This window comes from Fictibacillus sp. BK138, from assembly GCF_004216955.1.
Lineage (GTDB): Bacteria > Bacillota > Bacilli > Bacillales > Fictibacillaceae > Fictibacillus.
In genome coordinates this window covers 1,227,300-1,253,753 of record NZ_SGXL01000001.1, presented here as the reverse complement: position 1 = coordinate 1,253,753, position 26,454 = coordinate 1,227,300, and the positions used below count along the sequence as shown (strand labels likewise).

At 40.5% G+C, this 26,454-nt stretch carries 21 protein-coding genes; 1 reads left to right on the top strand and 20 read right to left on the bottom strand.

Annotation, left to right across the window (positions count from 1 at the left end; genetic code table 11):
* The 4 genes from EV282_RS06085 to hemA are packed head-to-tail and all read right to left on the bottom strand — an operon-like array spanning position 1 to position 3,936.
* On the bottom strand, positions 1–762 hold the full coding sequence (locus tag EV282_RS06085) for a uroporphyrinogen-III synthase (protein WP_130294645.1): 762 nt from the start codon (positions 760–762) through the stop codon (positions 1–3).
* Positions 762–1,691, bottom strand: coding sequence for a hydroxymethylbilane synthase (gene hemC, locus EV282_RS06080; protein ID WP_130294643.1), 930 nt, complete (start codon positions 1,689–1,691; stop codon positions 762–764). Before hemC ends, EV282_RS06085 begins: the two co-directional genes overlap by 1 nt.
* A 20-nt stretch (positions 1,692–1,711) precedes the next feature.
* Positions 1,712–2,530, bottom strand: coding sequence for a cytochrome C assembly family protein (locus EV282_RS06075; RefSeq protein WP_130294641.1), 819 nt, complete (start codon positions 2,528–2,530; stop codon positions 1,712–1,714).
* Between the two features lie 38 nt (positions 2,531–2,568).
* A complete protein-coding gene (hemA, locus tag EV282_RS06070; RefSeq protein ID WP_130294639.1) occupies positions 2,569–3,936 on the bottom strand; it encodes a glutamyl-tRNA reductase in 1,368 nt (455 codons plus the stop codon).
* A gap of 231 nt (positions 3,937–4,167) precedes the next feature.
* Between hemA and EV282_RS06065 the strand changes: the two genes are divergently transcribed.
* Positions 4,168–4,644: a LiaI-LiaF-like domain-containing protein gene (locus EV282_RS06065; RefSeq protein ID WP_130294638.1), complete on the top strand. Its 477-nt coding sequence runs from the start codon at positions 4,168–4,170 to the stop codon at positions 4,642–4,644.
* A gap of 255 nt (positions 4,645–4,899) precedes the next feature.
* Here EV282_RS06065 and yihA read toward each other — a convergent pair whose 3' ends face one another.
* The 16 genes from yihA to ilvE all read right to left on the bottom strand — a co-directional run bounded on the left by yihA (position 4,900) and on the right by ilvE (position 26,231).
* Positions 4,900–5,487 carry a ribosome biogenesis GTP-binding protein YihA/YsxC gene (gene yihA, locus EV282_RS06060; protein WP_130294636.1) on the bottom strand — a complete coding sequence of 196 codons (588 nt, stop codon included), beginning with the start codon at positions 5,485–5,487 and terminating at the stop codon, positions 4,900–4,902.
* Positions 5,484–7,802 carry an endopeptidase La gene (lon, locus tag EV282_RS06055; protein WP_130294635.1) on the bottom strand — a complete coding sequence of 773 codons (2,319 nt, stop codon included), beginning with the start codon at positions 7,800–7,802 and terminating at the stop codon, positions 5,484–5,486. Before lon ends, yihA begins: the two co-directional genes overlap by 4 nt.
* A 141-nt stretch (positions 7,803–7,943) precedes the next feature.
* Positions 7,944–9,611 (bottom strand): ATP-dependent protease LonB, encoded by a 1,668-nt coding sequence (gene lonB / locus EV282_RS06050; RefSeq protein WP_130294632.1) that lies wholly within the window; start codon positions 9,609–9,611, stop codon positions 7,944–7,946.
* 191 nt (positions 9,612–9,802) lie between these two features.
* On the bottom strand, positions 9,803–11,077 hold the full coding sequence (gene clpX, locus EV282_RS06045) for an ATP-dependent protease ATP-binding subunit ClpX (RefSeq protein WP_066291429.1): 1,275 nt from the start codon (positions 11,075–11,077) through the stop codon (positions 9,803–9,805).
* A gap of 322 nt (positions 11,078–11,399) precedes the next feature.
* On the bottom strand, positions 11,400–12,692 hold the full coding sequence (tig, locus tag EV282_RS06040; RefSeq protein WP_130294630.1) for a trigger factor: 1,293 nt from the start codon (positions 12,690–12,692) through the stop codon (positions 11,400–11,402).
* Between the two features lie 107 nt (positions 12,693–12,799).
* On the bottom strand, positions 12,800–13,816 hold the full coding sequence (locus EV282_RS06035) for a tetratricopeptide repeat protein (RefSeq protein ID WP_130294628.1): 1,017 nt from the start codon (positions 13,814–13,816) through the stop codon (positions 12,800–12,802).
* A 338-nt stretch (positions 13,817–14,154) separates the two neighbouring features.
* Complete coding sequence (gene ilvA, locus EV282_RS06030; protein ID WP_130294626.1) at positions 14,155–15,105, bottom strand: threonine ammonia-lyase; 951 nt, start codon at positions 15,103–15,105, stop codon at positions 14,155–14,157.
* A 42-nt stretch (positions 15,106–15,147) separates the two neighbouring features.
* The gene (gene leuD, locus EV282_RS06025) at positions 15,148–15,741 is read right to left on the bottom strand and encodes a 3-isopropylmalate dehydratase small subunit (RefSeq protein ID WP_130294624.1); all 594 of its coding nucleotides are present in this window, start codon (positions 15,739–15,741) and stop codon (positions 15,148–15,150) included.
* Positions 15,728–17,164 carry a 3-isopropylmalate dehydratase large subunit gene (gene leuC, locus EV282_RS06020; RefSeq protein ID WP_130294622.1) on the bottom strand — a complete coding sequence of 479 codons (1,437 nt, stop codon included), beginning with the start codon at positions 17,162–17,164 and terminating at the stop codon, positions 15,728–15,730. The genes leuD and leuC overlap by 14 nt, the downstream gene beginning before the upstream one ends.
* Positions 17,165–17,182: 18 nt before the next feature.
* A complete protein-coding gene (leuB, locus tag EV282_RS06015) occupies positions 17,183–18,277 on the bottom strand; it encodes a 3-isopropylmalate dehydrogenase (protein ID WP_130294621.1) in 1,095 nt (364 codons plus the stop codon).
* An 18-nt stretch (positions 18,278–18,295) separates the two neighbouring features.
* The gene (locus tag EV282_RS06010) at positions 18,296–19,837 is read right to left on the bottom strand and encodes a 2-isopropylmalate synthase (RefSeq protein ID WP_130294619.1); all 1,542 of its coding nucleotides are present in this window, start codon (positions 19,835–19,837) and stop codon (positions 18,296–18,298) included.
* Positions 19,824–20,849, bottom strand: coding sequence for a ketol-acid reductoisomerase (ilvC, locus tag EV282_RS06005; RefSeq protein WP_130294617.1), 1,026 nt, complete (start codon positions 20,847–20,849; stop codon positions 19,824–19,826). The genes EV282_RS06010 and ilvC overlap by 14 nt, the downstream gene beginning before the upstream one ends.
* A gap of 15 nt (positions 20,850–20,864) precedes the next feature.
* A complete protein-coding gene (ilvN, locus tag EV282_RS06000) occupies positions 20,865–21,383 on the bottom strand; it encodes an acetolactate synthase small subunit (protein ID WP_130294615.1) in 519 nt (172 codons plus the stop codon).
* The gene (gene ilvB, locus EV282_RS05995) at positions 21,380–23,098 is read right to left on the bottom strand and encodes an acetolactate synthase large subunit (protein ID WP_130294613.1); all 1,719 of its coding nucleotides are present in this window, start codon (positions 23,096–23,098) and stop codon (positions 21,380–21,382) included. The genes ilvN and ilvB overlap by 4 nt, the downstream gene beginning before the upstream one ends.
* 538 nt (positions 23,099–23,636) lie before the next feature.
* Positions 23,637–25,304 (bottom strand): dihydroxy-acid dehydratase, encoded by a 1,668-nt coding sequence (gene ilvD / locus EV282_RS05990; protein ID WP_130294612.1) that lies wholly within the window; start codon positions 25,302–25,304, stop codon positions 23,637–23,639.
* Between the two features lie 24 nt (positions 25,305–25,328).
* Positions 25,329–26,231 carry a branched-chain-amino-acid transaminase gene (gene ilvE, locus EV282_RS05985; protein ID WP_130294610.1) on the bottom strand — a complete coding sequence of 301 codons (903 nt, stop codon included), beginning with the start codon at positions 26,229–26,231 and terminating at the stop codon, positions 25,329–25,331.
* Positions 26,232–26,454: the final 223 nt, after the last annotated feature.

Sequence of the window (26,454 nt, the reverse complement as noted above, 5' to 3'; positions counted from 1 at the left end):
TTAGCTTCCTCCTTGGAAATAATTTGCAGCAAGTTTCACCATGTCCTCAGCTGTATATCTTTCAGGCATTAAAACATGTTGGAACCCTTTCTCGAGAGCTGCTTGTTTTGTGGTCGGCCCAATACAAAAAGCAGGGGTTTTCAAAATCCTGCTTTTTTGTTTCTTTTCAAAATACGCAGTCATAAATGAGACTGCAGAAGGACTTAAGAAAAAGAAGCAATCTGCTTTTAGGACAATATCCCAGTCAAGGTCCTCAGCGGGTTTTGTTTCGTATACAACTAGTTCTTCCACTTCTGCTTTATCTTTTAATTGTCCTTTAATGTAAGAAGGAGCAAGACTTCCTTTTGGAAAAAGCACCTTTTCTCCAACATTTATTTCTTTTTTTAGAAGTTCAACAAGCGCTTCAGCATCATAACGGTTTGGAACAAGGATGGACTTGATTCCCCGCTCCTTCATCGCTTGCGCAGTTTTTTCTCCAACTGCAGCAAATTTGTGACGGTCAAACGATAATTCATTCTCTTTGATGAAGCTAAAAAAATGATCAACACCATTCTTGCTGGTGAAAATAATCCACTTAAAGCGGGAAATGGGATGGATCGAAAACTCAACTAACTCTTTATCCGTTCCTGTTATTGTCACAACCGGAAAAGGGAGCGGTATGCCCCCTTCTTCTTTAATTAGTGTTAGTAATGAATCTGCTTGCTCTTTAGGCCGGGTAACAAGTACAGTTTTACCTGCTAATGGACCTTCTTGTGTTTTCATTAGATGTCCAGTTCCTCTTTCACATCATCAAGAATCTTTTTTGCACCGCTTTCTTTTAATTCCTGAGCGAGTGCAACCCCTACTTGATGAGGATCTTTTCCTGTTTTCATTTCTTTTAATACTTTTTTCCCTGATGGGTCTGCGACTAGCCCTGTTAACGTTACCTCATCGTTGGTTAAAGTTGCGTATGCAGCGATAGGTACTTGGCAGCCGCCTTCTAAAGTATCTAAGAAGGCACGCTCCGCAAGAACAGTCTGAAACGTATACGAATCATTTAAAGTAGCTAACAACTCTTTTACTTCATCGTCATCGCTTCTGCATTCAATCGCCAGCGACCCTTGTCCTACTGCAGGCAAACAAAGATCTGTATCCAAAAACTCGGTTACAACATCCTTTGACCAGCCCATTCTCTCTAATCCAGCAGCAGCAAGAATAATAGCATCAAACTCTCCGGATTTCAGCTTTTCCAATCGAGTATCAATATTTCCCCGAATGGATTTAATAGATAAATCAGGACGGGTATGTAAAAGCTGTGCCGCTCTTCTTAACGAACTTGTCCCAACAACTGCTCCCTCTGGCAAATCACGTAAAGAGGAGTATTTTTCAGAAATAAGAGCATCTCGCGGATCTACACGTTTAGGCGTACAAGCGATCTCCAGACCTTCTGGAAGCGCAGCTGGCATATCCTTCATACTATGGACTGCGATATCAATCTCTTTATCTAACATAGCCTGCTCAATTTCTTTAACAAAAAGGCCTTTTCCGCCTACTTTAGATAGGGTTACGTTTAAGATGACATCACCTTTTGTTACAATCTCTTTCACTTCAAACTCAAAAGGAAGGCCGGCCTTCTTTAACTGGTCGATTACCCAGTTCGTCTGAGTTAGTGCGAGTTTACTTCTCCTTGAACCTACTATTATTTTTCTCATTTTATAAAACTCCTATCTCTTTACTTATACCAAAGATGAAACTCAGTAAATGTAGATGCTAAAAAGTAATTAATAAGGACTACCAGAAATGCTGCTGTGTTCCAGAGAGCTAGGGTCTTACCTTGAACACCTCTGGCTACTTTTTGATATAAATAAGTGCTGTAAACCAAAAGTACAATAAAAGATGAGATAACTTTCACATCGAGAAGTGTAAAGTCATTTATCTTCCAGAATGCCCATATCACACCTAATATTAAACTAAGCAGCAGCAGCGGGACACCCACTGTATTTAAACGGAACGAAAGCTTTTCGAGATAAGAAAGACTCCCGAAACGCTGCAGCCGTTTACTCCATTTTTTCTTTTTAAGCATGCTGTGCTGAATTAAATACATAAAAGAAAAAATAAAAGATAAAGAGAAAGCTCCATATGATATAAAAGCCATCGTGATATGAATGATTAATAGTTCTGAAATGAGCTGTTTTTCAATAACAGCGCTTGCTTGTCCAGTTGGTGCAAATAAATGGATAGAAACAAGCAAGAATCCAAGTATGTTCGTAAAAAACACAAGGAAGTCCACTCTGAAAAACTTACTCATTACAACAGAAAATGTAACAAGTATCCAAGCATAAAAAAACAGGCCTTCTGACGGTGTTAAGATTGGAAACCGCTGATCTTCCAGCATCCGTAACACAAAGAAGACCGTTTGCAGCACCCAGACAATAGAAAGCAACCAGAAAGCAAACTGGTTCGCTTTCCGGTTGTTTTGAAGAAAATCTATAAAATAGCCCGTGATGCTTAATGCATATAAGACAATTGTAAGATCATATATCCAATTCATTTTTGCTCACACTCCATGAGCCCGAGGGAAACAATAAATTATGTTCTTGCCGTAAAAGGATTGACAGCCTCATCAGCTAATGATGCTTTGTCTTCCCGGTTTGCAGCAAAACCTGTTTCCAACTGCTTTTGTTTATCCAAATAATCTTCCAATGCGAAAATCTCAGTAAATAACTGCAGCTGTTCTTCTGCATCAGCTTGTCCAGCTATTTCTTTAGCTCTTGTAACAGGATCACGCAAAAGCTGGTTTACTATACTCTTTGTATGTTTGCTTAGAATCTTTTTCTCTCGATCTGTTAAATCGGGCATTTTACGTTCAATACTCTGCATCGTTTCAGCTTGAATGTTCAATGCTTTTTCACGAAGAGCAGAAATTAAAGGTACTACACCAAGCATTGAGATCCAGGATTGAAAATCAACGATTTCTGATTCAATCAGAATCTCGATCTTTTCCGCTTCTTTTTTGCGCTCTGCTAGGTTTGATTCAACGATACCTTCTAAATCATCAATATCGTATAAGAAAACGCTGTCCAAATCATGCAATGCAGGATCTAAATCTCTCGGAACCGCAATGTCCACCATGAACAACGGAAGCCCTTTTCGTTTCTTGATTGCTGGCGCAGCCATTTCTTTTGTGATAACAAAATCACTTGCTCCTGTGGATGAGATCACAATATCCGCTTTTACAAGGAGTTTCTCTAAATCGTTAAAAGGGTGAGCGACACCATGGAACTTTTCTGCTACTTCTTTTGCTTTTTCGAATGTGCGGTTAATCACCAACACTTCATTACCGCCGCTGGCATGAAGGTGCTTGGCTGTTAACTCGCCCATTTTCCCTGCCCCAACGATCAGTATCGTCTTATTCTGCAGTCCGCCAAAAATTTTCTTTGCAAGTTCTACAGCTGCGTAGCTGACTGAAACCGCATTTTCGCCAATATCAGTTTCGGAATGGCACTTTTTCGCAAAGGTAATGGCTTGTTTCATTAATTTATTAAAGATGGTTCCTGTAGCCTGCAGCTTTTGTGATTCAAGAAAACTGTCTTTTACTTGACCGAGAATTTGAGTCTCTCCGATAACCATTGAATCCAAACCAGCTGATACACGGAATAAATGCTCTACAGCTGCTTCTCCGTCTCTTATACTTAAAAAAGGAGAAAGTTCCTCTTTTTCAATATTAAACCAATCTGCTAAAAACGATTTAATATAATATCTTCCTGTATGAAGCTGATCAGTAACCGCATAGATTTCAGTACGGTTACATGTAGAAACGATTACACATTCAAGTATACTTTTTTGTTTGCGGAGTAAAGAGATCGCATCTTGTATTTCAGCGGGCTGAAACGCAACTTTTTCCCTAATTTCCACGGGAGCCGTTTTGTAATTAAGTCCTACCACTAAGATATGCATGCGCTCACCTCCTTTTTATGTATATTCTCTGTGTTCATTATACCATGGACAAAAATACAAATTGCCGGTATATTGTGAACAGAATTTAAACGTTTATGCTATGATAGGGTTATTAATTTCAAGGTATGTAACTGTCTTAGGATTTCCTGAATTTCTAATACTTAGCACCATTATTTAAAATAACAAATTTCGACCAAATTAGCAAAGGTTATACGCAATATTGGAGGACTTATGAAACAACAGAGCAAATTCAGCGGGTTTATTTTGATCGGTATCGGTTTATTCTTTTTTGCAATGCAGATGAACATTGAAATGATTCAGCCTTACCTAACATGGCCAACATTGATCCTCATTATAGGGCTGGCACTCCTTATGCAAGCAGGGTCAGGAAAAGATTCAGCAAATCTGTTTTCAGGTGTTTTCCTTACAGGACTCGGCATCCATTTTCATGCTGTTTCAAGAATTCCTTCCTGGCCGGAACCGCTGCAATTGATAACATTGCTTACGGGGATCGCATTCTTAATTCAATATAAAAAGGCGAAAGACGGTCTCATTCCTGGACTATTGTTAACTAGTTTGTCACTTTGGCTTATCTTTTTTAGCAATAATACCCCTTCAGTAGAGAATATATTTGCAAAAGGAGAAAATTTCTGGCCGATCATCCTTATGGTTCTAGGAGCCTATTTCATATTTTTCAAGAAAAAATAAAAGCAGTGTTCAATTTTGAACACTGCTTTTTTTCTTGGGCTCTTTTCTAAAAGATTGTTGTTTTCAAACCTGATTTTTTCTTCTATGACAGTTGATTGGAGTGTAAGGTGCGAGACTCCTGCGGGACAGGCGGGCAGGTGAGACACTTAAGAGTGAAACGTATAAATGTGGCTCACCGCCTGCCCCGCGGAAAGCGAGCACCTGGAACGGAAATCAACCACTTCCAATACCAACAAAGTTTACGAAAACAGCCTTTTATTTTGTTAAATAAGAATTCAGAACTCCCCAAGCTTCGTCTTTCCCGTGTCCTGTTTCAGAAGAGAAAAGAACGATCTTGTCGGTAGGATCCATGTTTAAAGTTTCTTTTACTACCTTTTTGTGCTTATCCCATTTTCCTTTTGGAATCTTATCACTTTTTGTAGCCACAACGATAACGGGCAGTTCGTGATATTTTAGCCAATCATACATCAAACAATCATCCTTTGAAGGAGGATGTCTGAGATCAACAAGCTGAACAACGGCTTTCAGCTGATCCCTCTCAACAAGATATTGTTCGATCATCTTGCCCCAGGCTTCTCTTTCTGTCTTAGAAACTTTAGCAAATCCGTAGCCTGGCACATCTACAAAATAAAAACTTTCATTTAATATATAAAAATTAAGAGTTTGCGTTTTTCCCGGTTTTGAAGAAGTACGCGCCAAATTTTTACGGTGGATCATTTTATTGATAAAGGAAGATTTCCCTACGTTTGAACGGCCTGCCAATGCAATTTCCGGAAGATTGCCTTCCGGATATTGCTTAGGACCTACCGCTGATATGACTATCTCTGCTGTATTTACTTTCACTTTTCATCACCTGCTAATGCTACTTTTAAGACTTCATCCAAGTGAGAGACAAGAATAAATGAAAGACCTTCTTTTACAGTCTCCGGAATCTCTTCAATATCCTTTTCATTCTCTTTTGGAAGAATGATCGTCTTGATTCCCGCTCGGTGTGCGCTTAAAGATTTTTCTTTCAAACCGCCAATAGGCAGAACACGCCCTCTTAGCGTAATCTCGCCTGTCATGCCAACATCACGTCTTACCGCTCTCTTTGTAAGGGCAGAAACGAGGGCAGTGGCGATTGTAATCCCTGCAGAAGGACCATCTTTTGGAGTAGCACCTTCTGGGACATGAATATGAATATCTGTTTTTTCGTAAAAGTCTGGAGCAATCCCCAATTCTTCTACTTTCGTGCGTACATAGCTCAATGCTGCTTGTGCAGACTCTTTCATTACATCGCCTAGCTTACCTGTTAAAATAAGCTTGCCTTTCCCCGGAGACAGAGCTACTTCAATAGACAGTGTATCCCCGCCTGCTGTCGTATAAGCTAGCCCTGTAGCTGCTCCAATCTGATCCTCCAGTTCGGCCTGACCATATCGGAAACGAGGTTTTCCAAGGTAATCTTCTATTGTTTTTGCGGACAAGATGACCTTTTTCTTTTCAGACGACACAATCTGTTTAGCAGCCTTTCTGCATAGACCAGCAATCTGACGTTCTAGATTACGCACTCCCGCTTCACGTGTGTAGTTACGTACGAGCTTTAAAATACAATCATCCTTGAATTGAATCTGGCTCTTTTTAAGACCATGTTCTTTTAACTGTTTAGGAATTAGATGATTTTTGGAGATATGAAGCTTTTCAACTTCTGTATATCCGGCAATCGAAATGACTTCCATTCTGTCTAAGAGCGGGCCAGGAATTGTAGAAAGTGAGTTTGCAGTCGTCACAAACATAACTTTTGAAAGATCAAAAGGCTCTTCGATGTAGTGATCGCTGAACGTGCTGTTCTGCTCTGGGTCCAGAACTTCAAGCATTGCTGAAGAAGGGTCACCTCTAAAATCACTCGACATCTTATCGATCTCATCAAGCAAAAACACAGGATTTACTGTTCCAGCTTTCTTCATACCTTGAATCAATCTGCCAGGCATAGCTCCTACGTACGTTCTGCGGTGTCCTCTGATCTCAGCTTCATCCCTCACTCCGCCTAAGGAGATTCTAACAAAGTTGCGGCCGATGGCACGGGCAATTGAACGCGCTAATGAAGTTTTACCAACCCCTGGAGGACCTACAAGGCACAGAATTGGGCCCTTTAATGAATTCGTCAATTTTTGGACAGCTAAATACTCTAAAACACGATCCTTCACTTTTTCCAGTCCATAATGATCTTCGTTCAGAACTGTTTCTGCATGTGGAATATCCAGATTATCTACAGTTTCTTGTTTCCATGGTAAGTTAACAAGCCACTCTATATAAGTACGAATGACCGAACTTTCAGCAGAAGAATTAGGCATTTTTTCATACCGGTCTAATTCTTTCTTAGCAATCTCCATAACATTTTCAGGCATATCAGACGCTTCGATCCGTTCTTTTAATGAACTGACCTCTCCTACCTTGCCTTCTTTGTCGCCAAGCTCTTTTTGAATGGCCTTCATCTGCTCACGCAAATAATACTCTTTTTGCGTTTTTTCCATCGCCTTTTTAACTCTCTGGCCAATTTTCTTTTCAAGTCCCAGCACTTCTTTTTCGTTGTTTAAAAGCGCCAGTAAATGTTCCAGTCTTTCCTTAACATTAAAGATTTCCAGAATCTTTTGCTTTTCTTTTATCTTTAAGGAAAGGTGAGAAGAAATAACATCAGCAAGTCTGCCAGGTTCGGTTATATCTTGAACAGACGCCAGCGTTTCAGGAGTTACTTTTTTAGAAAGGTTTATGTATTGTTCAAACTGCGCCAAAACCGCTCGCATCAACGCTTCCGTTTCAGCTTCCTTCTCTTCGACATCATCTGTTAGCTCTATTTCCACTTCAACATGTGTCTTTTCATCCATAAAAGAAGTAATTTTTCCACGCTGAATACCTTCTACCAATACTCTTATCGTGCCATTAGGCAGTTTAAGCATCTGATTGACTTTTGATAAAGTCCCGACATTGTAAATTTCCTCTTCAGCTGGATCTTCGATAGAAACTTCCTTTTGAGTTGAAAGAAAAATCATCTGGTCATCGAGCATCACTTTTTCAAGTGCTTGAATCGACTTTTCTCTTCCAACATCCAAGTGAAGCACCATTGTCGGATAGACCAACAATCCGCGTAGAGGGAGGAGCGGAAGAACTCTTTTTTCCCCCATTAAAAACACCTCCGAAAACTACTGTGTAATCATTATTTATATGCATAGTCTTTGTACAATTCTACCGATAATGCTTAACTTTGTCTAATGTTTGCTATCCAGAAAACTTTTATTAAACAAAAAAGAAACCCCTTCTTCTCCTTAAACTGAAGAAGGAGGGGAATTTAAAGCGGCTGAAGCTGGAATTGATTCTTCAGAGCTATCATCTAAAAACACATATTGAAATACTTCTGAGAGTTTTTTTACCGGAATGATTTCTACATCTTCAATGCTCTCGAATATCTTTTGGTTGTTCTCAAAAGGTATGAGCACACGTTTCGCTCCAGCGTCCTTGGCAGCTAATATCTTTGCCATTACTCCGCCAACTGGTTTTACTTTACCATGAATACTGATCTCACCTGTCATGGCTACTTCATGATCTACACGTACTTTATGGATTGCAGAATAGATGGAAGAAGCAATCGCAATACCTGCTGATGGACCATCTACTGGACCGCCTCCAGGGAAATTTACATGAATGTCGTACATAGAGGCATCAACACCCATAAATCGAAGCACGGTAATAACGTTCTCCACAGATCCTTTAGCCATACTTTTTCTGCGAATGGATTTTGACTGATTGCCGATGCTCTCTTCTTCAGCAATTCCTGTAATCGTAATCGATCCTTGCTTCTTGGCTGGAAGCACTGTTGTTTCTATTTCTAGAAGCGCACCACTTGTCGGACCGTATACCGCCAGTCCGTTTACTAAACCAATTTTCGGTTTACTGCCGATCTTTCTCTCAGGTCTTGGCGCCATTCTGCTTGAGTGAGTAACCCATTCAACATCGCCTTTCGTAATGCACTTTCGTTCTTCGGTAATGGCTAATCCCGCAGCAATTTGAATCATATTTACTGCCTCACGTCCGTTTTTAGCGTATTGAGCCATATATTTTAGTGATTCCTCATCGATACCAAGCTGGATTTTGTCTGCAGCACGTTTGGCGATCTGCTCGATTTCAGCGGGCTGGAGCTCTCTGAAAAAGACTTCAAGACATCTTGAACGGATTGCAGGCGGAATTTCATCAGGCATACGAGTAGTTGCACCGATCATTCTAAAATCAGCGGGAAGTCCGTTTTGAAAAATATCATGGATATGGTGCGGTATGTTTGCATTTTCTTCTGAATAATAGGCACTTTCAAGAAATACTTTGCGATCTTCTAATACTTTCAATAGTTTGTTCATCTGAATAGGATGCAGTTCACCTATCTCGTCTATAAACAAAACACCGCCATGTGCATTTGTAACAGCACCTTGTTTAGGCTGCGGTATCCCGGCTTGCCCCATTGCACCTGCACCTTGATAAATAGGGTCATGAACGGAACCAATAAGAGGATCGGCAATTCCACGTTCATCAAAACGCGCTGTCGTTGCGTCTAATTCAACAAATACTGCTGTTGAACGAAATGGAGATGTTTTATTTCTTTTCGCTTCTTCAAGAACCAATCTTGCTGCTGCAGTCTTACCAACCCCAGGTGGTCCATATACGATCACGTGCTGTGGATTAGGACCGCATAATGCGGCTTTTAATGCTTTAATTCCATCTTCTTGCCCGATAATATCTTCGAATTTGCCTGGGCGCACCCGCTCAGACAATGGTTCAGAAAGTGTGATTGATCTAAGCCTTCTTAGTTGTTCCATCTCTTTTCTTGATTCTTTATCTACGCTAACTTTTTGAGACCGCTGGTTTCGCAGCAAATTCCAAAAATACAGACCTATTATAATCCCAAAGAATAATTGAATGATTAACGCTATCCCTGTCCAGTTCATCGTTTTTCCTCCCGATACTTATGTAGTGATAACCATAGTATCTCCGAGGATATAAGGACCTAAACGGTAATATTGTTAAAACAAATTTTGTTTATATGGAAGTTATGGATGGGAAACATTTTGGCAGTTGTGAATGAAAAAAAAACTGGCTCATCAGCTGTTAGTGATAACAGCCAATGAGCCAGCCTCTATTAAGCGCTCTCTTTAGGAGTTTCTTTTGATTGTTCGATAACAGTACCATCTTCAAGTTCTAATGTTGGTGGAACTTTATCAGAAATTGTTTCTTTTGTAACGATACATTTGACAACATCTTCACGAGAAGGAAGCTCGAACATTACATCAAGCATAACACCTTCAATGATCGAACGGAGTCCGCGCGCACCTGTTTTGCGTTCAATCGCTTGGGCAGAAATTTCACGAAGTGCTTCATCTGTAAACTCAAGCTCTACTCCATCGATATCTAAAAGTTTTTGATATTGTTTTACCAATGCATTTTTAGGTTTTGTCAGGATTTCGATCAACGCATCCTCATCCAATGGATTCAAGTTAGAGATTACAGGCAAACGGCCGATAAACTCTGGAATTAATCCAAAACGAAGTAAATCTTCAGGAAGTACTTTAGATAAGTATTCACCTGCTTTTAAATCTGCTTGTTTTGAATCTGAACTGAACCCAATAACTTTTTTACCTAAACGGCGTTTAATAATTTGCTCGATTCCATCGAATGCTCCGCCACAGATGAATAGAATATTCGTAGTATCGATTTGAATGAATTCTTGATGCGGGTGTTTTCTTCCGCCTTGAGGAGGAACACTCGCAACAGTACCTTCTAAAATTTTAAGAAGAGCTTGCTGCACACCTTCACCGGAAACATCACGTGTAATCGATGGATTTTCTGATTTACGTGCAATCTTATCGATCTCATCAATATAAATGATTCCTTTTTCCGCTTTTTCAACATCATAATCGGCAGACTGAATTAATTTAAGAAGGATGTTTTCTACGTCCTCACCTACATAACCAGCTTCTGTTAAAGATGTAGCATCAGCAATTGCAAAAGGTACATTCAAAATTCTCGCCAAAGTCTGTGCAAGGAGCGTCTTACCGCTTCCTGTCGGTCCGATCATAGCGATATTACTTTTTGCCAGTTCAACTTCATCAGATTTTTGAGAAGAATTGATTCTCTTATAATGATTGTAAACGGCTACAGAAAGCGATTTCTTCGCTTGGTCCTGACCGATTACATACTCATCAAGAATCTTTCGGATTTCTACTGGTTTTGGAACTTCTTTTAGTTCTACATCCTCTTCTGTACCTAATTCTTCTTCTACAATTTCAGTACAGAGTTCGATACATTCATCACAAATATATACACCTGGTCCAGCAACCAGTTTTCTAACTTGATCTTGTGTTTTACCACAGAAAGAACACTTCAATTGCCCTTTTTCATCATTAAATTTGAACAATGATATCACCCCTAAAACGATAATATGGATGAAACGCTTGACCTTTCTTGCAACTTCTATAGTACAGGTCTGTATTTATTTCTACTGCTTAAGCATTCCGTTGATTATAATGGATTGTATCACACTTCCATAATAAAACGGAAATAAAAACCCTTATTCAATATGTATGGTATGGCTCTATATAAGTATGAACAATCCTGCGTGTTTTAAAACCTATTTTTCAAATAGCAGGAGAAATTACCTAAATAATGTTATGTATTGCAAAACAAGGCACGATAGTAAGGATCGCGCCTTGTTTTATTTCTTGCATTTAATTTTATTATTAAGCTGTTTTGCTGTTTTCAACAAGGAAGTCGATTGCTTTGCGTACTTTCAAGTCAGCTGCAACAGCATCGTTTCCACCTTGCATAGCAAGCATTTGCTTGATTTGTTCAACTTCCATCTTGTACATTTCAGCCATCTTGTTAAGCTCTGCATCGATTTCTTCTTCAGAAACTTCAATGTTTTCTGCTTCAACGATCGCTTCTAGTACTAGATTTGTACGAACACGCTTCTGAGCATCTTCTTTCATCTGCTCACGAAGTGCTTCTTCACTTGTTCCAGAGAACTGGTAGTAAAGATCAAGGTTCATTCCTTGCATTTGAAGACGTTGACCAAACTCTTGAACCATACGGTCTAACTCAGTGTTAACCATAGCTTCTGGAATTTCAATCTCAGCATTTTCAGAAGCTTTTTCAATCACAGTTTCACGTGTTTGGTTTTCAGCTTCTTGTTTTTTGCTTTCTTCAAGCTTCGTACGAAGTTCTTTTTTCAAGTCTTCAAGTGTTTCAGCATCGCCTTCAGCTTCTTTTGCGAACTCATCGTTAAGTTCTGGAAGCTGTTTTGACTTGATGTCATGAATTTTCACTTTGAAAACTGCTGGCTTACCAGCTAATTCTTCAGCATGGTATTCTTCAGGGAAAGTAACGTTAACGTCCTTTTCTGCTCCAGCTTTTTCACCAACTAGTTGATCTTCAAAGCCTGGAATAAATGACCCTGATCCGATTTCTAATGAATAGTTTTCAGCTTTTCCGCCTTCGAAAGCTTCTCCGTCAACAAATCCTTCGAAATCAAGGTTTACAGTGTCGCCATTCTCAATAGCGCCATCTTCCTTAACAACTAATTCAGCTTGTTGTTCTTGTAAACGAGTAAGTTCGTTTTGAACATCTTCATCAGTTACTTCAGTTTCAGTCTTTTCAACTTCAAGCCCTTTGTATTCGCCAAGTTTAACTTCTGGCTTAACGATTACTTTAGCAGTGAATACAAGGTTGCTACCTTGTTCCATTTTTTCGATATCAACTTCCGGGCGATCAACAGGCTCGATTCCTGCTTCTTCTACAGCATCGCCATAAGCTTTTGGCAATAAAATGTCTAAAGCATCTTGGTAAAGAGACTCTACACCAAAACGTTGTTCAAAAAGTTTGCGTGGCATTTTCCCTTTACGGAAACCTGGCACGTTTACTTGTTTAACCACTTTTTTAAACGCTTGGTCTAGCGCTGTATCTACTTCAGAAGCCTCAACTTCAACAGTTAAGACACCTTGATTGCCTTCTAACTTTTCCCATTTAGCACTCATTAATATATTCCCTCCAACATCGGTATTTCCATAAATATCATATAGATTACAACCATTCCATTATAGCATAGACATACTGTATTTCAACAAGTTACATCACTTTCTCATCAAGTCTGCAAATAAAATCTTTCCAGTTCGACCAGAAGCTTTACGGCATTCTGTATTTCTGGGTCTTCTTTTTCAGTGTCTTCTTCTATTCCGCATAAGACAGAAGCTGCTATTACAGATGCTTCGAACCACAAAAGTTTATTTTCCGGCTGAGGAACGAATGGATAAAGCGCTAGCGTGTAGTCCTTCCATACTGCCAATGCTATATCTAGTAAAGATGGGTTCTCTGATTCTAATTCATCTTGAATTAAAGCTTTTACTTCCTTATAAAAGGGATGTTCATTCCAATCCTTTAATTCCTGAATGCTAACATCCTCAACCTGCCCATACTTTTCAAGCTTGACGATTTTATTTATTTCATTCTCTTTTAGATATTGGAGAATTAAACTCTTTACAGCAGGGTGTTTAGATTCATCAAGCAAAAAGGATTCAAATAATGGCACAGTTAACTCGGGTCCTAGTTTTTTTAGCTGTTGAACCGCCATCCATTGTGAGTCCGCTCTTTCACTTTGCAGCATATCCTTTAAGGCACTTAGATTGGGGTTTTCCTTGGAAACTGTTTCATCAGGGTTGATCTTTACTTCTGGAACATCCTCTTGTTCGATGACTTTTCTGCTGAATTGAAGAAGCTGATAGAAGGTTTCTGCTTTATCAGCCGGAATTTTTTGTTCTTCTAATACAGCTTCAATAACCGAAACGACCGTTATGTATTCTGATAATTGAACAAGTATGCTTAAATAAATTTGAAGAACATCATAATATTCACCAATTCCCTCTTTAAGCATCCTATCACAGCGTGCTTTTGCTTCCTGCAACCTCCCTAACTCTACCAAACTTAAGACAAGTCCGAGATTTCCTTGTGAATGCATGGGATCAGTATGCAACAGCTGTTCAAAACAAGAAAGGGATTCATCATATTGTTTATTTTTCAAAGAATCCATGCCTTTTTCTAAAAGCCGTCCTGTTAAATTTGGAAACCGAATGATATTGTTTTTGTTTTCCTTGTCGTTTGTCATCACAAATCTCCGCTTCCGTATAGATTTGACTAAAGAATATCAGTTTCGACTACGGAACTCAAGATAGTGATGATTATTCCTATTTGCTCAGCCTCAAGAGACGAATGATTCTTTCTGAGAAATACATATAATAGGGCTTTCACATTAAAAGAGCCTATCATCACATAAAAAACGCAAACTATCACATAAAAAATCTTAATAATCACATAAAAGTCCCTGTTCATCAAATAAATTTACTTTTATTGGAAATTAAAGTTTTCTTGAGAAAGACGCTTAACATCATTGTTCACAAAAAAAGCTCTTAAAGGAGCAGGTTCTCCTTTAAGAGTTTCTTAATATCAGCTGATCCGTTTCATGTTAAGTTTGTCAGCCAATTCTTTGTATTGTGACCATTTTTGAGGATCGACATTACCTCCGCTTATAATCACACCTACTTTTTGGTCTAGAGCGAGTTTATTGTGGAAAAGTACGGCTGCAAGACTTGCCGCTCCAGCACCTTCAACGACTACTTTCTCACGCTCCAGCATGAACATCATCGCAAATGCAATCTGTTCTTCTGTTACGGTAACCATCTCGTCTACATATTTTGTAATCAAAGGAACTGTGAGTTCTCCTGGTTTTTTCACCGCAATTCCATCTGCTATTGAAGGGCGAGACAATGTTTTGACATGCGCACCTGTAAATGATTGATAAACAGCACTCGCATGTGCAGATTGAACCCCAATAACCTTGACGTCTGGTCTTAGCCTTTTGACCGCTAGACTTATTCCAGCAAGAAGACCGCCTCCTCCAACAGGAACGATGATCGACTTCAATTCAGGTTTCTGCTGCAGCATTTCAAGAGCCACTGTACTTTGTCCTGCAATGACATCATAATCGTCAAATGCATGAACAAACTTAGATCCGTTCATTTGTTCCTCTTTTTTTGCAGCTTCAAAAGCAGCTTGGTAGTTTTCACCCTGCAATACGATATCTGCTCCATAGGACTTAACTGCTTCTATTTTAGATAGAGGAGCATTCTCCGGCATAAAGATCTTTGACTTAATGCCTCGTTTAGAACATGAGAGAGCCAAACCTTGGGCATGATTTCCTGCAGAAGCAGCTATTACACCTCGAGCAGCTTCAAAGTCATTCAACGTCGAAACTTTATAATAAGCACCTCTTAATTTAAAGGACCCTGTTTTTTGAAGGTTCTCCAACTTCATATAGACCTTGCCGCCCGTCCACTTATTTAGAGTAGCCGATTGTTTTAAAGGGGTACGGTGTGCAATTTTCGAGACTTCTTCCATCGCATGAAATAACTTTTCATTCGTGACTGTTAAATCCCCATGTCAATTCACAATCCTTTCATTTTCATAATTTTTTATTTTCTCTTCATATTGAAGTGTTACTGAAATTTCATCCCAGCCATTAATGAGCATCTTTTTCCAATACGGATCAAATTCAAAATCAAACCGGTCACCCAGTTCATTCACAACTTGCTGGTCTTCCAAACTGACGGTCAATTGATGGATAACAGAGTCCGAACGATCGTTATTTAATTGCTGAATCTCATTCTCAGAAAGCCTGATTGGCAAGATGCCATTTTTTACACAGTTATTAAAAAAGATATCTGCAAAACTCTCCGCAATAATAATCTGAAAACCATAATCTTTAAGCGCCCAAGGGGCATGTTCTCTGGATGAACCGCATCCAAAGTTCTTGCCTGTAATCAAAATAGAAGAACCTTTTGTTTCTTCTTTATTAAGTTCAAAATCCGGATTTTCTTGACCTTGAGAATGATATCTCCAATCAAAGAACAAAAATTCTCCATATCCGGCTTTATCGATTTTTTTTAAAAATTGCTTCGGGATAATCTGATCCGTATCCACGTGGTCCCTTTTAAGAGAAGCGGCTTTTCCCGTATGTGTTTTAAATCCCGACATAACGGTTCACCTCCGGATCTTTCGTTTGCAGTATCGAACGGACATCCGTGAATCTACCTTTAATTGCAGCGGCTGCAGCCATAATAGGACTAACGAGATGTGTTCTTGCTCCTTTTCCTTGTCTCCCTGCAAAGTTTCGGTTCGAAGTGGAAGCGCATCTTTCTCCTTCAGGAACAATGTCATCATTCATCCCTAAGCACATGGAGCATCCAGAGTCCCGCCATTCAAAACCAGCATTCTGGAAAATCTGATGAATCCCAAGACTCTCTGCTTCTCGTTTTACCGATTGTGATCCAGGAACAACGATCGCTCTCACATCAGGATGAACCTCTTTACCTTCAACAACAGCTGAAGCTTCTATTAGATCACTTAATCTTGAGTTCGTGCATGACCCGATAAAAACATGTTGCACTTCTACATCTTCTAACCTCTCATGGCCATCAAAACCCATATAAGAGAGTGCGCTTTCTAACGATTGCTTTTCTTCTATTGATAATGCAGATTCTGGTGCGGGAATGTGTCCGCTTATCGGCAGGCACATGGATGGAGTAGTTCCCCATGTGATCATAGGCTCAATGTCAGAAGCATTAATTTCAATTACATGATCAAATACTGCATCATAATCTGAAACAAGCTGTTTCCATTCCTCGCATTTTTCGATAAACTCACTTTCTTTTGGTGCATAAGTTTTTCTCTGAACATAGCTGAACGTTTTTTCGTCCGGCGCAATAACAGAAGCTTTTGCACCTGCTTCAATAGACATATTACAAAGAGTCATTCTCTCTTCCATTGTAAAATCACGAACAGTACTCCCTGAAAATTCAATGATATAGCCTGTTCCTGCATTTGTACCGTAATTGGCGATAAACCATAAAATCACGTCTTTTGCTGTAACTCCATAACCTAGCTCTCCTTCAATCTTCACGTTCATCTGCTTTGGCTTGTTCTGCCATAGCGTTTGTGTTGCCAAAACGTGTTCTACTTCACTCGTGCCAATTCCAAATGCGAGTGCTCCAAATGCGCCATGTGTCGAGGTATGACTGTCGCCGCAAACGATCGTTTTACCTGGAAGGGTAAGCCCCAGTTCTGGTCCGATTACATGTACGATTCCTTGCTGCAGAGAATCTAAGCCCTCCAATTTAATTCCAAATTCCTCACAGTTTTTTTCGAGCGTTTCAACTTGAAGGCGAGAGGTATCATCTTTAATGTTGAACCGGTCTACGGTCGGGATATTGTGATCCATAGTGGCGAAACATAGATCTGGCCGTCTTACCTTTCTGTTCTTTTCTCTTAAACCAGCAAACGCCTGTGGAGAAGTTACTTCATGAAGCAGATGAAGATCAATATATAAGAGGTCGGGTTTATTCACTTCTTTTGCTACAACATGACTTTCCCACAATTTATCTATAATAGTTTTACCCAATGGCTGGCGCCTCCCTTCTTACACATACACTTCAAGCAGTGTCGCACTTGTTGAATCTTCAATCATCCTGAAATGAATCTGATTAACCATCTCTTTCGTAGATACTAGATTGCCTGTTCCCTCATAAATATCCTGCGTTCGGTAACCTGCTTGCAACGTTTCAAAAACTGCCAGTTCAACAGCAGCAGCTTCTTTTTCGAGCTTGAACGAATGGCGAAGCATCATGGCTGTACTTAAAATCATTCCAATAGGATTCGCTTTCCCGCTGCCTGCAATATCAGGTGCTGAACCATGAATCGGTTCATAGAGACCTGGTCCATCTTGACTGACTGAAGCAGAAGGCATCATACCAAGAGACCCTGGGATAACAGATGCTTCATCAGATAAAATGTCACCAAACATGTTTTCTGTTACGACAACATCAAAACTTGAAGGACTGCTGATCATCCGCATAGCAGCGGAGTCCACTAATAAATGCTCCGTTTCAACATCGCTGTATTTCTTTGCTGTTTCTTCAACAATTTCTCTCCACAGCTTACTAGTCTCCAAAACATTCGCCTTATCTACTGAGGTAACTTTTTTCCTTCTCACTCTCGCCAATTCATACGCTTTTTCAATAATTCTTGTAATTTCTTCTCTCGTATAAGACAGCGTATCAACAGCAAGCTTTTCATCTCGTGTTTTTGGTTCTGAAAAGTAGATTCCGCCCGTTAATTCTCTTACAAATACAAAATCAGCACCTTTGACTCTGTTTGATTTAAGGGGAGATAGATTTTCAAGACCAGGAAACACTGTAACAGGTCTTAGATTGGCAAACACATTCAATTCTTTTCTTAATGCCAAAAGTCCTTGTTCAGGTCTTACAGTTTGACCGTCCCATTTAGGTCCTCCGACTGCTCCTAACAGCACAGCATCACTGTTTTTACAAGTTTCTAAAGTATCGTCTGGCAGAGGTTTGCCTTTCTCGTCAATGGCTGCACCCCCAAACAATTTTTCTGTTGTTTGAAATTCGTGACCGAACCTTGCAGCAACACCTTCTAATACTTGCAGAGCTCCCTTCATCACTTCAGGACCGATTCCGTCTCCAGGCAAAACTGTTATCTTCTTTTTCATCTAACATCCCTCCCTAAATTAAATGCTCATTCTTTCATAGTTTGTTTTATCTGAATGAAGCTGAAGTTTATTGAATGCATGAACATAAGCTTTAGCTGAAGCTTCAAGAACATCCTGCGCAGTTCCGCTTCCGTTGACTTCGTTTCCATCACAGACGATCTGTACAAACACTTGTGCAAGTGCATCCCTTCCGGCTCCTACAGATTGAATTCGATAATCATTCAGTTTCAATGATGACGGAAGCATTTTTCCGAGAGTGTTATAAATAGCTTCTACGCTTCCAGAACCTGTTGCGGCATCCTGAATGACCTTTCCATCAGGAGTCACGAGTCTTAATGTCGCAGTAGGAATTTGGTTTGTGCCATAGTTAACCTGTATATCTTTTAATTGATAAAGTGGAACTTCCGGCTGAATTCTATGATCAATCAAGAGTGCAAAAATATCTTCTTCTGTCATTTCTTTTTTTCGGTCAGCAAGTAATTTAAAATCTTCAAACAAAATTTTTATTTTGCTTTCTTCTGGCTGAAAGCCTAATTTAGCTAAATAATCTTTAAATGCATGACGACCGGAATGCTTGCCGAGCACTAGCTGGTTAGAAGGTACTCCGACAAGTTCAGGTGTAATGATTTCATAGGTCGACTTTTCTTTTAGCACGCCATCTTGATGAATACCCGATTCGTGAGCAAAAGCATTCTTGCCCACCACAGCTTTATTCGGTGGAACGGCAATACCTGTAAGACGGCTTACAAGCTGACTTGTACGGCTGATCTCGTTTAACTTCAGATTCGTTTTTGCCTGATAAAAGTCTTCTCGGATAGCTAGAGCTACCGCAATCTCTTCTAAAGATGCATTTCCAGCTCTTTCTCCGATTCCGTTGATCGTGCATTCGATCTGGTTTGCTCCGTTCTCAATAGCAGAAAGTGAATTTGCTACTGCCATTCCGAGGTCATCATGACAATGAGCAGATAAAACAGCATTTTGTATGTTCGGAACATTCTTTAATAGATAGCGGAATATCTTCCCGTATTCTTCTGGATTCGTAAATCCTACTGTGTCAGGGATATTGATAATGCTTGCCCCTGCATCGATAACTTTTTCAACAATCCGTGCGAGGAAAACAAGGTCTGACCTGCACGCATCCTCTGCAGACCATTGAACAACCGGGAATTTTTTCTTTGAATACTTAACCGCTTCAACGGCAGCTTCTACGACTTGATCAGGTGTTTTTTTCAATTTGTAAGTCATATGAATTGGGGAGGTTGCGATAAATACATGCAGCCTCGGTTCAGCAGACTCTTTTAGCGCTTCCCATGCGTAGTCGATATCTGATTGATTCGATCTTGCCAAACCTGTCACAGAGGAATCCTTGATGATCGATGCCACCTTTTTCACAGCATCTAAATCACCTTTGGAGGCTGCAGGAAAGCCAGCCTCCATAACATCAACACCTAATCGTTCTAGCCTTTTTGCGATCTCTATTTTTTCTTCTGTATTTAAATTTACACCTGCTGTTTGTTCTCCATCACGCAGTGTTGTATCAAAAATTTCAATTGTTCGCACTGACGACAGCCTCCTTCTTTTGTTTTGCTTTAACAAACGGCATCATCGCACGTAATTCCCTCCCCACTTTTTCGATTGGATGATTTTTTTCCTGATAATTCACTACATGGAATACTGGGCGATTCGCTTGGTTTTCCAAGATCCAATTTTTTGCAAACTCACCAGATTGAACATCTTTTAATACTTCCTTCATCGACTCTTTTACTCTGCCATCAATAACACGAGGACCTGATTGGAAATCTCCCCATTGTGCGGTGTCAGAGATCGAATGCCTCATTCCTTCTAATCCGCCTTCATACATAAGGTCAACGATGAGCTTTAACTCATGCAGACATTCGAAGTAAGCAACCTCTGGCTGATATCCCGCTTCTGTAAGTGTTTCAAAGCCCGCTTTAACAAGTGAGGATAATCCTCCGCAAAGGACAGCCTGTTCTCCAAATAAATCGGTTTCGGTTTCTTCCTGAAAGCTTGTTTCAAGTACACCAGCGCGAGCGGAACCAATGCCTTTTGCGTAAGAAAGTGCAGTTTCTCGAGCGGTTCCTGTAGCATCTTGATAAACCGCGAACAATGCAGGTACACCTTCACCCGCTTCAAAAGTCCTGCGTACTAGATGACCCGGACCTTTAGGAGCAACCAAGAACACATCCACATCTTCAGGTGGTACGACTTGGTGATAATGCACATTGAATCCATGTGCGAACACAAGAGCATTTCCCGGAGATAGCTCTGGCAGAATTTCATTTTTGAAAACCTCAGGCTGTCTTTCATCCGGGAGCAGTACCATAACAACGTCGGCGAGACGTGCTGCCTCGCGAACAGGATATACTTCAAACCCATCTTTAACCGCTTCATCAAAGGATCTTCCTTCTCGGACACCAACGACAACATCATAGCCACTGTCTTTTAAGTTCAATGCGTGTGCATGCCCTTGCGATCCATAACCAACTACTGCTACCTTCTTATTTTTTAATACATCATTTGATAGTTCGTTTTCGTAATATACTTTAGCCATTTTTAATAGTCTCCTTTACATAATAGAATAGGGATGAAGCTCTAAAATTTTCTTTTGTGTTCCTCTTGGGATAGCTGTTATGCCAGTTCTTGATATCTCTTTGATTCCATAAGGGCGTAACAGTTCTATCAGTGCATCTACTTTTTCACTATCACCGGTTACTTCCAGCGTAACGTTCTCTAATGAAACATCGAGAACTGTAGCCCTGAATGGTTCGATCAGCATTTTTATTTCACTTCGTGTATCCGGAGTGGTTAATACTTTAATAAGTGCCAGCTCTCTTGAAACAAGTGCCATATTCGTGAGATCACGGACTTTTAAGATATTGATCTGTTTATGAAGCTGTTTAACCAGTTGTTCAGCTTTTCTGTCATCTTCCACCCAAACTGTCAATGTCACTTTTGAAACGGCAGGGTCCTCCGTATGTCCAACGGTAATGTTTTCAATGTTAAATTGCCTTTTTGTCAGCAAACCGGTTAAACGATTCAGAACGCCGCTCTCGTTTAACACTGTTGCAGAAATAATACGTCTCATCCTCTCACTCCAATCATTTCATGAAGTCCTTTGCCTGGAGCAATCATTGGATACACATTTTCATCTGCCGATACTGCGCAATCTAATACGAAAGGTTTTTTCGAAGCAAGCGCGGCCGCTAATGCCTCCCTTACTTCAGCTTCGTTTTCAGCTCGCTTGCCTTCGATCCCATAGGCTGCGGCAAGTTTTACAAAATCAGGCTGAATATCAAGAAGAGAGTGTGAGTATCTTTTTTCGTAAAAGATCTCTTGCCATTGCCGGACCATACCAAGTGATTTGTTGTTAACAATCACAACGATTACAGGAAGTTCCCAATCCTGCAGAACACCCAGTTCCTGCAGGGTCATCTGAAATCCTCCGTCTCCTACAACAGCGATTACTGAAAGATCCGGTCTTCCTACCTTAGCTCCTATAGCAGCTGGAAAGCCAAAGCCCATCGTTCCTAATCCACCTGATGTAATCCATCTGTTTGAAGTTGAAAACGTATAATATTGCGCGGCCCACATTTGATGCTGTCCAACATCAGTCGAAACGACTGCAGCACCTTTTGTCACTTCGTGTAAAATTTCCATTAATTTTTGCGGTTTTAATTCTTTATCATTAGATTTATAGGTGAGTGGAAGTTCGCTTCGGTATTTGGAAAGCTGTATCACCCATTCACTTGACTTGCCTTTTTCACCGCATGTCTGATTTAAAGCCTTCAAAGTTTCTTTTGCACACCCTACAATAGGTATCTCTGTCGGTACATTTTTTCCGATCTCCGCGGGATCGATATCAATATGGGCAACGACTGCTTTTTTAGCAAAATGCTCTAGATTTCCGGTTAAGCGATCATCAAATCTGGCACCAACCCCTATTAAAAGATCACAATCATAAAGCGCCATATTTGCTGCATATGTGCCATGCATTCCTGCCATTCCGTAGCATAAAGGATGATCTGCAGGGAACCCTCCAAGTCCTAGCAACGTTTGAGCAACAGGAATCTGATAATATTCCGCAAAAGCTAAAAGCTCCTCCTCCGCTTTAGCTGCAAGTACACCTGCTCCTGTAAGCAGAACAGGCTTTTTTGCCATCTGCAGAGCTTCATTCAGCCTTTTCACTTGGAGGATGTTAGGCTTAAGAGTCGGCTGATATCCAGGAAGATGGATGTCTGCAGCCTCTTTTAATGGTGCATGATTAACTGCGATGTCTTTTGGTATATCAATTAACACAGGTCCTTTTCTGCCAGTGTTCGCAATATGAAAAGCTTCTTTCATGATCCGCGGCAGATCTTCCGCCTTCTGCACTTGATAGTTGTGCTTGGTGATCGGCATCGTAATCCCTACGATATCCGCTTCTTGAAAAGCATCAGTGCCAATGACTTTTGTAGCTACTTGCCCTGTAAAAATAACAAGAGGGATGGAATCAATCATCGCATCAGCAATTCCTGTTACAAGGTTGGTAGCACCTGGCCCTGAAGTCGCAAGCACCACACCCGGTTTCCCAGTTACTCTCGCATACCCTTGAGCCGCGTGGATCGCACCTTGTTCGTGCCTTGTCAGTACATGCTTCATTTCTGCTTTGTAAAGAGCATCATAGATCGGAAGCACCGCACCTCCTGGATACCCAAAAACAACGTCTACGTTTTCATTCAGCAGACCTTGAATAAATAGTTCAGCGCCAGAGACTAATGAAGATTCAACCGTTTTTTGTTCAGCCACCCAACTGGCCTTCATTTTCATTCCTCCTTCATCTTTTGAACCCATTTATTTGTAAAAAGCTTTTTTCGAAAACTTCTTAGCAAGTTGATTGGAGCGTAAGGTGTGAGACTCCTACGGGATCAGCGGGACAGGTGAGACCCCGCCAGTGCGAAGCGATAGGGAGGCTCACCGCCCGCCCCGTGGAAAGCGAGCACCTGAAGCGGAAATCAACTACTTCTTGAAACAACAATGATTATCGAAAAAAGCCTAATAAAAAAACTTCTCCACCCAAATGGACAGGAAAATCCTATCCAAAGGGGTGAAAAAGTTTCATTTTCACGGTACCACCCTTTTTCACGATATCTTCATTAAGACACCGCCTCGTGACGAACAAGCCGTCATTTGATAACAAGCGGTTTAAAAATGGAAATAACCGCTTGGCCCTTCCTACTCAAGTTACTTTCAAAAGGACACTCAGGAGGGATGTCCTGGTATTTGGAATAACCGGCTCACAGCAACCCGGCTCTCTGTGTATTCCGCATCTACCATTGTTCTCCGTCATCGTTTTATGGTTTTAAATTTTCAAGATTCCGCCAGTATTAGCTGAAGTAACTAAAGCAGCGTATCGGGCTAAGTAACCTTTTTTGATCTTTGGTTCAGGCTTAACCCAGTTTTCTTTTCTTGCGTTCAACTCATCTTCTGTCAGCATTACATGAATGGATCTATTCACTAAATCAATTAGTATCGGATCTCCACTTTCAATAAATGCAATCGGACCTCCTTGAGCAGCTTCCGGTGAGATGTGACCAATTGAAATCCCCCTGGATGCTCCTGAAAAGCGGCCATCTGTTATGAGAGCAACTTTTGTGCTTAATCCCATTCCTGCAATAGCAGATGTAGGAGAAAGCATCTCAGGCATGCCCGGTCCACCCTTAGGGCCTTCATAGCGGATAACCACTACATGCCCTTCTCGTACTTCACCATTGTTGATTCCTTGAATCGCTTCATCCTGAGATTCATAAACGATAGCTTCTCCCTGAAATGTCTTGATTGAAGGGTCAACCGCACCTACTTTGATCACACAGCCATCTGGTGCAATGTTTCCATAAAGGATCGATAATCCGCCAACTGGTGAATAAGCATTATCTTTTCGGCGAATAACATCATCATCTACAATCTCAGCTTGAGTAACCCTCTCTTGAAGAGTTTGACCGGAAATCGTAATACGGTCGTTATGGATCGCACCTTCCATTTGGCAAAGTTCATTGATGATCGCACTTACGCCTCCAGCCCGGTGAACGTCCTGCATGGAATAATCTGAAGCAGGAGAAATCTTAGACAAGTAGGGAATCCTTTCTGCGATTTCATTGATCCGTGTCAGATCGTAATCAATTTCAGCTTCATTTGCTATCGCCAGCATATGGAGAACTGTGTTAGTCGAGCCTCCCATTGCCATGTCGAGTGCAAAAGCATCATCGATCGCTTCTTTCGTAATAATATCTCTAGGACGGATATTTTCTTTTACTAGATTCATAAGAGAATTAGCAGCATCGCGAATCAGCTCTCTCCGCTCATCTGATGTTGCTACGATCGTGCCGTTACCCGGCAATGTAATCCCCAACATTTCCATAATTGAATTCATACTGTTAGCTGTAAACATCCCTGAACAAGACCCGCATGTTGGACAAGCACTTGTTTCCAGCTCCAGCAGCTCTTCTCGGGTCATTTTTCCGGCTAAATGAGAGCCAACACCTTCAAATACCGAGGCAAGCGAAAGTGATTTTCCTGCCATCGATTTTCCCGCTTCCATCGGACCACCGGAAACAAATACTGCCGGTACATTGGTACGAACTGCAGCCATCAGCATTCCTGGTGTAATCTTGTCGCAATTCGGAATATAAAAGACCCCATCAAACCAATGAGCATTGATTACAGTTTCTGCTGCATCTGCAATGACTTCTCTGCTTGGAAGCGAGTACCGCATTCCAATATGACCCATCGCGATCCCGTCATCAACACCGATCGTATTGAATTCGAAAGGTATTCCGCCCGCTTCTCTAATGGCTGCTTTAACCCATTCGCCCACTTTATTTAAATGCATGTGCCCCGGAATAATATCAACATAGGAATTACAAACACCGATAAATGGTTTATCCATATCTTCTGGTGCAACACCCGCTGCGTGGAGAAGACTTCTGTGCGGGGCTCTATCGATTCCTTGTTTGATCATATTACTGCGCATGTTTGAAACACTCCTATACAACTTTTATCCTGCTTGCACGGTCTGTCCTGAATAAACCTTCACACCCTCTTCAACTACCTTTTTCCTGAAGGCGTCTAGTAATTTATTTGTATGTTCACCTGGTGCTCCGTTTCCGATCACTCTTCCGTCAACTTTTACAACTGCAATAACTTCTGCAGCGGTTCCGGTAAGGAAAACTTCATCAGCTACGTACACATCATGTCTCGTAAACGGTTCTTCCACCATTTTGTATCCGAGTTCATTAGCTATTTCAACAATTGCGTTTCTCGTAATTCCTTCTAAAGCTCCTAAATAACCAGGAGGCGTTTTGATCGTGTTTCCTTTAACGATGAATACATTATCGGCAGAACCTTCTGCTACATATCCTTGATCATTCAGCATAAGGGCTTCACTAACACCTGCAAGGCTCGCTTCAATTTTCACTAAAATATTATTTAAGTAATTCAATGATTTCACTTTTGGACTTAAAACATCAGGTCTATTTCTTCTGCTAGCAACAGTGATGATTTCAAGACCTGTTTCATAAAGTTTTTTTGGAAAGAGAGCAAGCTGCTCTGTAATAACAATGACTCCAGGTTTTCCGCATGTAAACGGATCTAATCCCAAATTTCCTTTACCTCGTGAAACAACTAATCGGATATAAGCATCACGATATTTGTTTTTCTGGAGCGTTTCTACAATGATGTTTGTTAACTCTTCTTTAGTGTGTGGAATGGTTAGCATAATGGATTGAGCTGATTCGTATAAGCGTTGAAGATGTTCTTCTAATCGATAAACGTTGCCATTATAGACTCGAATGCCTTCGAACACCCCATCTCCATATAAAAAACCATGATCATAGACTGAAACCTTAGCATCGTCTTTTAATACGTACTCACCATTTACATAAACCCATTGCTCCTGCATCGTGATCCTCCTTTTCTTCGGGAATTGAATTATTAGAATTTTTTAAAAACAATTAATAATTGTTGACAATATTACGCCCATATCTAAGCAGGGTCAACCATGAATTTTCTTAAAAATATTTAATTCTGACTTTTCTGATTTCTTGTAGGCGCTTTCATTCCCATGGTTGAGGCAAACAAATAGTTTGTACCCCTATTTGTAAACATTTTTAAAGCGCTTTCAA

Coding starts and splice junctions, on each gene's coding strand:
- hemC (WP_130294643.1), bottom strand. CDS start 1,691: ATGAGAAAAATAATAGTAGGTTCAAGGAGAAGTAAACTCGCACTAACT.
- ilvD (WP_130294612.1), bottom strand. CDS start 25,304: ATGCGCAGTAATATGATCAAACAAGGAATCGATAGAGCCCCGCACAGA.
- ilvC (WP_130294617.1), bottom strand. CDS start 20,849: ATGGCTAAAGTATATTACGAAAACGAACTATCAAATGATGTATTAAAA.
- tig (WP_130294630.1), bottom strand. CDS start 12,692: ATGAGTGCTAAATGGGAAAAGTTAGAAGGCAATCAAGGTGTCTTAACT.
- EV282_RS06085 (WP_130294645.1), bottom strand. CDS start 762: ATGAAAACACAAGAAGGTCCATTAGCAGGTAAAACTGTACTTGTTACC.
- lonB (WP_130294632.1), bottom strand. CDS start 9,611: ATGAACTGGACAGGGATAGCGTTAATCATTCAATTATTCTTTGGGATT.
- hemA (WP_130294639.1), bottom strand. CDS start 3,936: ATGCATATCTTAGTGGTAGGACTTAATTACAAAACGGCTCCCGTGGAA.
- leuD (WP_130294624.1), bottom strand. CDS start 15,741: ATGTCGGGATTTAAAACACATACGGGAAAAGCCGCTTCTCTTAAAAGG.
- EV282_RS06065 (WP_130294638.1), top strand. CDS start 4,168: ATGAAACAACAGAGCAAATTCAGCGGGTTTATTTTGATCGGTATCGGT.
- ilvE (WP_130294610.1), bottom strand. CDS start 26,231: ATGCAGGAGCAATGGGTTTATGTAAATGGTGAGTACGTATTAAAAGAC.
- ilvB (WP_130294613.1), bottom strand. CDS start 23,098: ATGAAGGCCAGTTGGGTGGCTGAACAAAAAACGGTTGAATCTTCATTA.
- leuB (WP_130294621.1), bottom strand. CDS start 18,277: ATGAAAAAGAAGATAACAGTTTTGCCTGGAGACGGAATCGGTCCTGAA.
- EV282_RS06035 (WP_130294628.1), bottom strand. CDS start 13,816: ATGACAAACGACAAGGAAAACAAAAACAATATCATTCGGTTTCCAAAT.
- lon (WP_130294635.1), bottom strand. CDS start 7,802: ATGGGGGAAAAAAGAGTTCTTCCGCTCCTCCCTCTACGCGGATTGTTG.
- EV282_RS06075 (WP_130294641.1), bottom strand. CDS start 2,530: ATGAATTGGATATATGATCTTACAATTGTCTTATATGCATTAAGCATC.
- ilvA (WP_130294626.1), bottom strand. CDS start 15,105: ATGGAAGAAGTCTCGAAAATTGCACACCGTACCCCTTTAAAACAATCG.
- ilvN (WP_130294615.1), bottom strand. CDS start 21,383: ATGAGACGTATTATTTCTGCAACAGTGTTAAACGAGAGCGGCGTTCTG.